At 37.8% G+C, this 11,856-nt stretch carries 7 protein-coding genes; 5 read left to right on the top strand and 2 right to left on the bottom strand.

Annotated elements, in window-relative coordinates:
* Nucleotides 1-7 precede the first annotated feature (7 nt).
* Nucleotides 8-2,743: a preprotein translocase subunit SecA gene (secA, locus tag Q9M50_07725; GenBank protein MDQ7090520.1), complete on the bottom strand. Its 2,736-nt coding sequence runs from the start codon at nt 2,741-2,743 to the stop codon at nt 8-10.
* Between the two features lie 395 nt (nt 2,744-3,138).
* On the opposite strand from secA, the gene Q9M50_07720 reads away from it, so the two are divergent.
* From Q9M50_07720 to pabB, 3 genes are all read left to right on the top strand, one after another.
* Entirely contained in the window at nt 3,139-5,985 is a 2,847-nt protein-coding gene (locus tag Q9M50_07720) for a DUF1800 family protein (GenBank protein MDQ7090519.1), read from the top strand.
* Nucleotides 5,986-5,995: 10 nt separating this feature from the next.
* Entirely contained in the window at nt 5,996-7,609 is a 1,614-nt protein-coding gene (locus Q9M50_07715) for a DUF1501 domain-containing protein (GenBank protein MDQ7090518.1), read from the top strand.
* 102 nt (nt 7,610-7,711) lie between these two features.
* Nucleotides 7,712-9,097 (top strand): aminodeoxychorismate synthase component I, encoded by a 1,386-nt coding sequence (pabB, locus tag Q9M50_07710; protein MDQ7090517.1) that lies wholly within the window; start codon nt 7,712-7,714, stop codon nt 9,095-9,097.
* 371 nt (nt 9,098-9,468) lie between these two features.
* Here the strand turns inward: pabB and Q9M50_07705 are convergent, their stop codons facing one another.
* Nucleotides 9,469-9,810: a tetratricopeptide repeat protein gene (locus Q9M50_07705; GenBank protein ID MDQ7090516.1), complete on the bottom strand. Its 342-nt coding sequence runs from the start codon at nt 9,808-9,810 to the stop codon at nt 9,469-9,471.
* A gap of 193 nt (nt 9,811-10,003) precedes the next feature.
* Here Q9M50_07705 and Q9M50_07700 point away from each other — a divergent pair, with 193 nt between their 5' ends.
* Nucleotides 10,004-10,642, top strand: coding sequence for a DUF1294 domain-containing protein (locus Q9M50_07700; GenBank protein MDQ7090515.1), 639 nt, complete (start codon nt 10,004-10,006; stop codon nt 10,640-10,642).
* Nucleotides 10,643-10,766: 124 nt separating this feature from the next.
* Nucleotides 10,767-11,597 (top strand): bifunctional DNA-formamidopyrimidine glycosylase/DNA-(apurinic or apyrimidinic site) lyase, encoded by an 831-nt coding sequence (gene mutM, locus Q9M50_07695; GenBank protein ID MDQ7090514.1) that lies wholly within the window; start codon nt 10,767-10,769, stop codon nt 11,595-11,597.
* Nucleotides 11,598-11,856: the final 259 nt, after the last annotated feature.

Raw genomic sequence — 11,856 nt, 5'->3', positions numbered from 1 at the left:
TGATAAATTAACTTAATTTACCATGACATTGTTTGTATTTTTTACCACTTCCACAAGGACAAGGATCATTACGCCCTGTTTTTTCATTATCACGTGTAAACGGTTGTTCAGTTTCTAAGTCAGGCAGGTCATTCAAAGCAAGTGGCGCAACAGCGACCTCTTCTTCTAAGATAGAATGAGCTTCGGCATGTTCAAAGTGCATTTCTTGTTCAGCTTGTGCCTGGCGTTCTTCTTCTATCGCTTCAACATCTTCTTCACTTGCAATTTCTACTTTGGATAGAATGCCAATAATTTCATATTTAATATGATCCAATAAACTGGTAAACATTTCAAAGGATTCGCGCTTGTATTCTTGTTTAGGGTCTTTTTGAGCATAGCCTCTAAACTGAATGCCTTGGCGTAAATAATCCATCCCGGCAAGATGTTCTTTCCAATTATTATCCAGTACTTGTAACATCACCGATTTTTCAAAATTGCGTAAAACATCCGCTGTAATTTGAACTTCTTTTTCGATATAGTCATCATTCAATGCTTTAATTAATAAATCACGTAGCCCGAGTTCTTGCAACGATTTATCATCGGCTAAGTGTTGAGCAATCGGCACACTCAGTAAAAACTCATCCTTTAAATGCGTTTCTAAGCCTGCCACATCCCATTGTTCTTCCATCGTTTTAGGGGGAATATATTGCGTAATAACACTATTAATTACATCTTCACGAATCGCCCTAATAATGTCAGAAATATCATCCGAGGCCATTAATTCATTACGTTGCTCATAAATAACTTTACGTTGATCGTTAGCGACATCATCATACGCTAACACTTCTTTACGCTGGTCAAAGTTACGGCCTTCTACCTTCCGTTGTGCATTTTCAATCGAGCGAGTTACCCACGGATGTTCAATGGCTTCATCTTCATCCATGCCTAATTTTTTCATTAAGCCCGCCACTTTTTCAGAGGCAAAAATTCGCATTAAATCATCTTCTAAGGACAGATAAAAACGGGTTGAACCGGGATCCCCTTGTCGGCCTGAGCGTCCTCTTAATTGGTTGTCAATACGACGTGACTCATGACGTTCAGAGCCGATGACATGTAGACCACCATTTTCAATCACTTGATTATGACGTACTTGCCAAGCTTGACGAATTTTATCTTTATCCGCCTCACTCGCCTCTTCGCCGAGTGCCTTTAATTCAGCATCTAGGTTGCCGCCTAATACAATATCCGTTCCACGACCCGCCATATTGGTAGCGATAGTAATCGCCCCTGGCATACCCGCTTGTTCAATAATATGAGCCTCACGTTCATGCTGTTTCGCATTTAAAACTTCATGCTTAATTTTTTGTTGTGTTAACAGCGATGAAATTAATTCCGAAGTTTCAATGGAGGTGGTTCCAACTAAGGCCGGTTGCCCTCGTTCAACGCAATCTTTAATATCTACGGAAATCGCACGGTATTTTTCCATCGATGATAAATAAATTAAATCGCCTTTATCATCACGAATCATGGGGCGATGCGTTGGAATAACAATCACTTCCAACCCATAAATATTATTTAATTCAAACGCCTCGGTATCGGCTGTTCCTGTCATTCCTGACAGTTTTTCATACAGACGAAAATAATTTTGAAAAGTGATTGAAGCCAGCGTTTGGTTTTCATCTTGAATTTTAACGTCTTCTTTCGCTTCGATGGCTTGATGTAATCCTTCAGACCAACGCCGTCCTTGCATTACTCGACCTGTGAATTCATCAACAATCATCACTTCGCCATGCGTGACAATGTAATCAACATCCCGTTTAAACAATCCATGCGCTTTAAGTGACGCATTCAAATAGTGCATTAAACGAATGTTACTTGAATCATAAAGACTTTCGCCTTCATTCATCAATTCATGTTCCACCATTAAACGTTCAATATTTTCATGACCGGCTTCGGTTAAATGAACTTGACGTGATTTTTCATCAATCGAGTAATCGCCTTCGCCTTCTTCTTCTAATTGTTTGGTCAGAAAGGGGACTAATTTATTGGCTTGTGTATACGGCCCTGTACCTTCATCAGTTACCCCTGAAATAATTAAGGGGGTTCTAGCTTCATCAATTAAAATGGAGTCAACTTCATCGACAATAGCAAAATATAAATCACGTTGAACTTTCTGTGACAAACTAAAGGCCATGTTGTCACGTAAATAATCAAAGCCTAATTCATTATTTGTTCCGTAGGTAATATCAGCCGCATAAGCTTCCCGCCGTTCATTAGGACCCATTGAACTTAGAATAACACCTGTTGTTAGTCCTAGAAAGCCATAAAGTTTTGACATCCATTCTGAATCGCGTTCGGCTAAATAATCATTCACCGTGACAATATGAACGCCGCGCTCAGGCAGTGCATTCAAATAAGCCGCTAAGGTTGCCATCAGGGTTTTTCCTTCCCCTGTTTTCATTTCAGAAATTTTTGAATCATTTAAGACCATGCCGCCGATAAACTGCACATCAAAATGACGCATATCAAAGACACGGCTGGAGGCCTCTCTAACGGTTGCAAACGCTTCTGGAATAAGATTTTCTAGCGTTTCACCGTCTGCTAAGCGGGCTTTAAATTCAGGCGTTTTAGCTTGTAACTCCTCATCCGATAATTTTTCATAGTCGGATGTATAGGTGTTAATCTTTTTAACGACCTTCATTTTCTTTTTGATGAGTCTGTCATTACGACTACCGACAACGACTTTAACCAGCTTACTGAGCATACTTTATTCCGATGAAATGAAAAGATTGAAAAAAACAGGTCATTATATACTGTATGAGGCGGCTAATTCCAAATTAATAGCAATTATCCATATAATACAAGTTAATGGCGTCATACCGTTATAAAACGCATCAATTTCAAGCACAAGTTTCCCTCAACAAATTTATTCAGTAACCGTTGCCTACAACGAGTATTAATACTGAATCATTCAGATAAAAAAACAGTTTTTTTGAGAGCTGTATACCATAGCGTTAAACTTTTCAAAAAATCTTATACTCTTTATGGTATTGTACGCAAAAACTGACTATTTATTTCATAACTAGGCTAACACTTACACTAAAAATTAGTTTATATATGAATAAGTTGATGAATTTAACTGAGTTAAGGTGATTTTTTATGTTGAACAGGTATTTCCGCTTTCTGTTATTACTGTATTTTTTTTCAAGCACGGCTTTAGCAAACGTTTGTGAAAATATAAATGATAATTTATCTTCATTAGCCCCCTTAGAAAAGCAACAAATACAAGGGGTTCAAGCAATGGTGTTAGTTAATCATGATTTATATATTTTATTGCGTAAAGGAGCGGTCGATTCTGATGCATTAACGACGTTAATACGTATGAATATCAATGATAATAAAGGGGTTCAGTGGGTGCCTAATGTATTATCTGTTTTTGAACAATTACCTATTGAACAAGTAAGTGGAATGAGTTTAGTTCCTCAAGGAATAACAAAGGATCAAACCCTCTTCTTTCCTTTATTTTATGGGCAAGGACAATCAACCAACCTTTCTATTCAAGGATTACAGGAAGGTGATCTGGTTTTTTTATTAAATAGAACCCGTCAAGGGCAACCACAACAAGCTCTATCGATTTATCGAACACAGGGCGGGAACACTCAGTTTCAATGGCTACATAGTCAATGGAATACGAAACAATTAAAAATAGTCATTGATTCAGAACAACCGGGGAAAGAGGTTATCCTTGCTTCCGAGTTACCACAAATAGATGCTTTAGGAATGACGATCATTCAGTTGCAATCAGGGTGGAAAATTCTTAATACAACGGCATCAAGTATCTTTAATGCCAATAATTCTTCTCAAGTTGCTTATAACATCTATGATAGTGATGCTCTTAATGAGCCTATTTTTATTGATGTTAAACCATGGCTAAAATACGGTGATGATCAAATAACTGCCCTAGCTATATCGGCTAACGCAAAAAATATATTGATTGCGGGGCGATCGGTTAACCCTTCAACCCATGAAGGGGAAGTGAGATTACAATGTATTCCTCAAAATAGCCCGTTTATTTCGTCACAGCTAGGTGATGGTACTCAACCTAAAATTGAAACGCGAAAACAAGCGTTACGATTGTTACGACAAAGTGCTTTTACGTCAAAAGAAGTGGATATTGATTTTATCAGACGAAGAGGGGATGAGGCATGGTTATTAAAACAATTAGCTTTACCTAGTGATTTAGAGGTTATTTCGACTGAACCCGTTGGATCTGGAGTGAAAAAACAGGGGCATCTTAAATCAGTGCTTCAATTTTTAAATAACGTAACGCCAACCCGTTACCCAGAAGCAGTTATCAATGATCCTTACACGCATTTAGAAGAAAAAGAAGATAAAGACCGGTTTAAAATTTTTAGTCGTTCGGTATGGTGGCAAAAAGCCCTGCACAATGAAGACCAGCTACGACAGCGAGTGGCTTACGCACTTAGCCAACTATTAGTTGTTTCTAATATATCGCCAGCAGGGAGGGCTTTAGAAAGTCGAGGGGAGGCATTAGCTCATTATTATGATATTTTAATTAAACATGCCTTTGGAAATTACCGTGATTTATTAAAAGAAGTCACTTTATCTTCTACCATGGGTTATTACCTAACGTATGTAGGTAATAAAAAGGCATTAGGAAGCTCCGCCCCTGATGAAAATTATGCGCGTGAATTAATGCAGTTGTTTACTATCGGTTTATATGAATTAAACTTAGATGGAACACAAAAAATAGTTAACGGGAAAGCCATTCCTACCTATACGCAAAATGATGTTTCCGAATTATCAAAAGTATTTACCGGGTGGGATTGGCAAGAACGTGCGGGTGGAACGGCAAATTATGGCTCAACCGCGTATCTAACCCGTCATTCGTTAACTGTCCCATTAGAGTTCACCTCAATTTATCATGACTTTGGGGCTAAAAATGTATTGGGGCATCTTATTGTAGCGGGTCTTAGTGGTGAAGCCGATATTGATGCGGCTTTAAATATTCTTTTTTCCCATCCTAATATCGCCCCCCATGTCAGTAAGCATTTAATTATGCGTTTAGTGACCTCTAACCCGACACCTGCTTATGTTAAAAGAGTAGCAACCATCTTTAATAATAATGGTGAAGGGGTAAAAGGGGATTTAAAAGCAACCGTTAAAGCTGTTTTAATGGATGCTGAAGCAAGAGACCCCGCATCACGAAAACTGGCTTTACAAGAACAGGGAATAGCAAATCCTAACTTAACAGCTGATGATTTACGCGATAACTTTGGTAAGGTTGATGAGTTTTTATTAGCCACGACACATTTTTTGAGTAGCTTTAATGTGAGTCCCTTATCAAGTTGGGATTATTGGAGTGAGAAAACGTCTGATAAACGGGTTCCTGTTGCAAATACTTATTGGTTTAACCCAACATTTTACTATCCACAACTTCCTTTAAAAGCAGAATCGGTTTTTAATTTTTATAGTGCTGACTTTATTCCTAGCGACCCCTATTTTGTGAATAAACAATTAGCGGCTCCAGAATTACAAATTCGGAATAATAATAATTTATTAGGTTTTAGCGGGTTAATTTATTCATTGATATTCTATGAAAAATACCGTCTCATTGATTTAGAAGGGGCAGGATCAATGGCGAAATGGGCAAAAGACCATCGTAAGAGAAAATTACACAGGGATAATTTATACATTGATTTAACGGGCGTATTTCGCTTTTTTGAACAACAACTGGATGGCGATAATAACGGGGATTTTATTAATATGCCAGATATTACAAGAAAAACAACCGCTATTAATAATCTTATTAGTTACTTAGATTTGCGATTATTAGGCGGGACGATGCCGATGGATTACAAAATGCAATTACGCGATCATTTATTAGCTATTACGACAGTTCATTCAATTAATAAAGCTAAATATATTATTTCAGTAGCGATTCGTGCCATTGTTACCTCACCCTTGTATTTAGTTTTAGATTAAGGATAAATAGATGAATAGACGAAATTTTATAAAAGCGACAGTAGCAACTACCGCAACAGGGGTCTTTCCCTTGTTATCATTAAATAAAAACGCCCTTGCCGCGTCGCCTAATTTTACGGATTATAAAGCCATTGTTATTCTAAATTTAGATGGAGGAAATGATGCGATGAATACATTTATCCCTACAAATCCTATCCCTTATGGAACCTATGCGGCGCATAGAGGTCGTTTAACTATCGCGCAGACTAATTTATATAATGATGAAGCTTATCAAGTAGATAATGGCTATTTTAGAGGAAATACGCCTAATGGTAGCCCTAATATTAACCAGCCTTATTACGCGGTTTCTTTAGATAGATCAACGGCTAATTCACCTCGAACGGATCGAGAAGCAACCTATAGAAAAGGGAGTTATCATACAGGGTCGGGGTTAGGTATTAATAGCATGATGCCTGAAATGGCGGGTTTGTATGCGAAAGGAAAGTTATCGTTAATTTCTAATGTGGGACCATTGGTTAAACCGACCACTAAAATAGACATCAGTAATGGAACGGCCGAACTTCCCATCTTTTTATTTGCTCATAATCATCAAAGTCGTGCGGTAGAAACAGCACAAGCGGATGTATTAGGCACAACAGGTTGGGCAGGACGATTAGCGGATGCTTGGGATCCTATTAACGCGCCTATTGGTTTAAACATTTCGTATGTTAATGTTAATAAAACCTTGATTGGAGCAAAGACCTGGCCGTTAGCCATGAGTTTAGGTACGCCTAAATCGTATGCAAATGGTCGTGTTGAGGGTGAACAAATTGAAGATCTATTGTTTCGTTTCGCCGATAACACGACGCATTCAAACCCCTTTGTTAATTATTACAATAAAATTAATAAAATAACGGCAAACTTATCGACAACATTAGCGAGTGCTTGGGAGAATGCGCCTGATTTTTCAGGGTTTAGCGCAAAAAATAGTTACGGAGAGAATTTATTTACTATTCCAAATCCACTATTAACATTGGGTTTAGATAGTAATTTTAGATTAGCTAATGTCTTATTTGAGCAATTAGAAACGACGGCTAAAATGATTAAACTAGGTGCAAATGATTTATCTTATAGTCGACAAATTTTTTATGTCCGTGCAGGAAATTACGATTCACACTCTAATCAAATGAAACAACATTCATCAAACTTACGATCATTGAGTTTAGCCTTATCTGATTTTTATAAATCCTTAGAAGAAATGGGAGTCGATGATAAAGTACTGGTTATATCGGTTTCTGAATTTGGGCGTACCTTACAAAACAATGGTGATGGAACGGATCATGGTTGGGGAGGGCATTCATTTATGTTGACAGGGGATACTACCTTTAATGGCGGGCAGGTTTTAGGGCGAGTTATAACTGATTTAAATTTAGAGGGGGTGAACAATTATAAAAGTCGTGGGCGCACGATTCCTACCACCTCTATCGAACAAATGCTCGCGCCTGCTTTACGATGGTTTGGGGTTAATGATGAGTTAATGACCACTGTTTTACCTAATTTAAATAATTTTAAAACAACCCTTGACGATAATTTAGAAACCGCTTTTTTACAAAATGTTTTTCAAACCACCACGCCAAATTTGTAAAAGCAATGTACCCGAGTCATAAGGTTTCATCCTGGGATGATGATTAAGTAAATTTTAGGCTGTTATAATAGGCTCTTATACCTCGTTAAATATCATTATTAAATGCCAGCCTTAGATCAACGTTTACATGCACTGCCTTACCAAAAAGACAGTGCTTCTCTTTTTGCCCTTATTGCTCAAAACGCTTGGGCTATTTTTCTGGATAGTGCTTACCCACATAGCGAACAAGGACGTTATGATATATTAGCGTCTGATCCTCGTTGTACATTAGTCACAAAAGGACAGATAACTACCGTTACCATCAATGGAAAAAGCGAGCAATCGACAGATGACCCTTTCGCATTAATTAAACAGCACTTACCCTTTATTGAATCCGATCATGACTTACCCTTTAATGGCGGGGCATTAGGTTATTTTTCCTATGATTTAGCCCGACGTTTAGAAAAACTGCCTAATTTAGCGGAAGATAAAGAAAATATGGCTGAAATGGCCGTGGGTATTTATCCGTGGGCGGTTATTGTCGATCATCAATGCCAACAAAGCTGGTTAGTTGGGGTTGATGTGGAACTAGAACACTGGCAACAATTAATTCATCAATTTAGTGATGTCAATCCACCGACAAATCATACGGATTTTCAAGTCTTAAAAAAACCGCAGTCAAATATGACTAAGGATTTTTATGCACAGGCGTTTGAACGGATTAAATATTATTTGACCGAAGGTGATTGTTATCAAATTAACTTAACACAGCGATTCCAAAGTCCCTGTGAGGGAAATCCATGGGTTGCTTATCAAAAATTACGTCAATTAAATCCCGCGCCCTTTTCAGCCTATTTGAATTTTCCAGAGGTTCAAATTTTAAGTTCATCCCCTGAACGGTTTTTAAAAATTTTTAAAGGCGAGGTTGAAACCAAACCCATCAAAGGAACACGCCCCCGAAAACAAGATCCATTGGAAAATCAGCAACAAATAGAGGCGTTAGTGAATAGTGATAAAGATCGGGCTGAAAACCTGATGATTGTTGATTTATTACGTAATGATATGAGTAAGGGCTGTCAAGCAGGGTCGATTCATGTGCCGCTGTTATTTGATGTTGAAAGTTATGCAACGGTTCATCATTTGGTGAGTACGATTAAAGGCGTTTTGGCCAACCATAAGCACGCGATTGATTTGTTTAAAGACTGTTTTCCCGGTGGCTCGATTACAGGTGCGCCTAAGATTAGAGCGATGGAAATCATTGAAGAGCTTGAGCCGAATCGGCGGGGTCTTTATTGTGGTTCCATTGCTTATATGGGCTTTAATGGTAATATGGACAGTAGTATTACGATTAGAACCTTAGTGCATTCCGATAATACGATTCGTTTTTGGGCAGGGGGCGGTATTGTTAATGATTCGGTTATGGAAGATGAGTATCAAGAGAGTTTTGATAAAGCAGCGGCGATGTTACGTTTGTTGACATATTTTATGTCATCAAAAATAAGTAAGTAATGGTTATCTGACAAAGGAAGGACGGTAATTTATCCACTACTTTCGGTTAAAGTTGTTCGAGTAGTAATAATAGTTCTGCGGCATCATCGTAGTTTAGTTCAGGGTCGTCTATTAATTTGGGGTTACGATTACCTTGAAGGATAGCGATAAGCTTAGGGATGATGGCGTTTAGGTAGTCGGATGGATCTTCTTGGTTTTGAGCCTCATGGAGATCTTTTAGTCGCTTATCAATGTTGTTTTCATGAATAGCTTGTAAAATGGTTTAGCAAAGTTGAGGGACTTGTGAGTCACTCATATTCTCGCCACCGTCACGGCGATAGCTAAAATAGCTTTGAATGGCTTCTTTCTTTGCCTTAAAAGCGGCTGTGGGGTTATTGCAGGCGATCTCTAAATCGTATAATATATTCCAAGTTACCCACAAGGTTTCCACTATGTCCAAATTCTTTTCTACCGTCTATTGCTCGTTGTAATTCACTACGCGCTTCCTTATAGCGTTGCAGTTTAATTAAGCTACCCGCAATATTATTTCGATCTTGACCTTCATAGCGTTTATCTCCATGTTGAACGTGAATATCTGCCGCTTGCCTATAAAACACTATCGCTTGTTCCAGCCTACCCCAAGCAGCATAAAGGTTGCCTAATTCACCTAAGCTTATAGCTTCACCCGCTTTATTACCGAGTTGACTTTTAATTGCTAAAGATTGTCCGTGAATGCTGATTTTAAAAATTGAATAAAGTTTAACATACCCCTCAATTTTTTTGCGAAGTCTCCTGTTATGAGAGCAATTCTAATTTTCAAAACACAGTATTTATTGAATAATTACTTTCGCATTTTTAATTTTTTGGCTATGATTAATTTAGTCAAAAAACGATAACAATTCACACCTGCTTAGGAATTTAACCATCATGCGTCATCAAGGTAAAATCACTCAATGGAATGATGAAAAAGGCTTTGGCTTTGTTCAGCCGCTAAAGAGTGAAGAGCAACTATTTATTCATATTACCGCCTTTAAAGATCGTCAATTACGACCTGAGATTAATCAACTTATTACTTATACCCGTTCAACCGACAAACAAGGGCGTAAATCGACGGTGAAAATCACTCGTTCAACCGATAAAAAAAGAACGTCTCAACCATCAAAAAACAATTCGTTTTCAATTATGCTCGCGGTTACTTTTTTAATCATCGTGAGCAGCCTTGTTTTCATTAATCATACGTCTGTTTTGATTTTATACGCCTATCTTATTCTGAGTTTGATTACTTTTTTAATTTACGGTTGGGATAAATCAGCCGCTCAAAAAAATAATTGGCGAATATCTGAAAATAATCTTCATTTACTTGCATTAATAGGCGGATGGCCGGGGGCTTTAATCGCTCAAAAATTTTTTCGACATAAATCTAAAAAACAGCCTTTTCGTAAGATTTTTTGGCTAACGGTTGGTATCAATATTTGTATTTTTATGGGTTTTTTAAGTTCGTTAAACGAAGTTAAGATCATGATTACTTTTCTGCAAACCTTCATCGAACCGATCCTACCGCATTAATAGATTCCTATGTGAACTCGTTAATATGCGTATCACCAAGACTAAAAAAATAATATTTAAACGTTTATACCGCAAAAAATTATAATAAAATAAGTCTTGTTTTCAAAATAACACCGATAAAAATATGCCTGAATTACCCGAAGTAGAAACCATTTGTAATGGAATTCGTCCTCATATCCAGCATAAAATGATTCGTGAAGTCATTGTTCGTGAGTCACAATTACGCTGGAAAATTCCCGCTGATTTTGCTGCGCTAATAACTGAATTAACGGTTGATAGTGTTAGCCGACGCGGTAAATACTGTTTATTAAAAACCGCATCAGGGAGTATTATTTTACACTTAGGAATGTCGGGAAGTTTACGCATTGTTAATCTACAAACACCTGTCACCGCGCACGATCATGTCGATTTTGTTTTTAATGACAATACGGTATTACGGTTTAATGATCCGCGTAAATTTGGTGCGGTGTTATGGGGCGAAGGCGATGTTTATACCCATAAACTTCTCATAAATTTAGGCCCAGAACCTTTGACGGTCGATTTTACGGGCGATTATCTTTACCAACGGGCCGCCAAACGCCGAAAAGCGATTAAAAATTTTATTATGGATGGTCATATCGTGGTTGGGGTTGGAAATATTTATGCGAGTGAGTCCTTATTTAGTGCAGGCATTCATCCCACTTGTCCAGCGGGTCAGGTTTCATTAGCGGATTATCAAAAATTGGTTTCGGTTATTAAAGATGTCTTGCAACGAGCGATTGAACAAGGGGGGACGACGTTGAAAGATTTTGTTAATGAATCAGGAAATCCAGGCTATTTTAGTCAATCATTATTAGTTTACGGGCGGGCAGGACAACCGTGTTATCAATGTCAAACCTTAATTGAACAAATAACGTTAGCGCAACGTGCCAGTTATTTTTGCCCAAACTGTCAACCCGCTCTCGTTTCCCACTAAAAATGAACCGTTTAAGGTCTGCATTTTTAGAGGTTAGTATTTGAATATTTACCCTAAGCAGACTAAACTTGAAAATAATTACGTGTAATTTTTCATTAGACTGATTCATTTGTAATTAAGGGATAACATTGATTAACGTAAATAATTCAAGATAATGGCTTACTCGTTTTACCCGTTGCCTATAACGTGTCACTAAACCTATTCCTCAATGACTCAGTATTCAAAGATGTAACGCACTGCATCTTTTCACTCTAGGAGT

This window comes from Methylococcales bacterium (assembly GCA_030949405.1).
In the GTDB taxonomy this organism is placed as follows: Bacteria; Pseudomonadota; Gammaproteobacteria; order Methylococcales; family Methylomonadaceae; genus WTBX01.
This window is presented reverse-complemented; position numbering and strand designations above follow the sequence as displayed.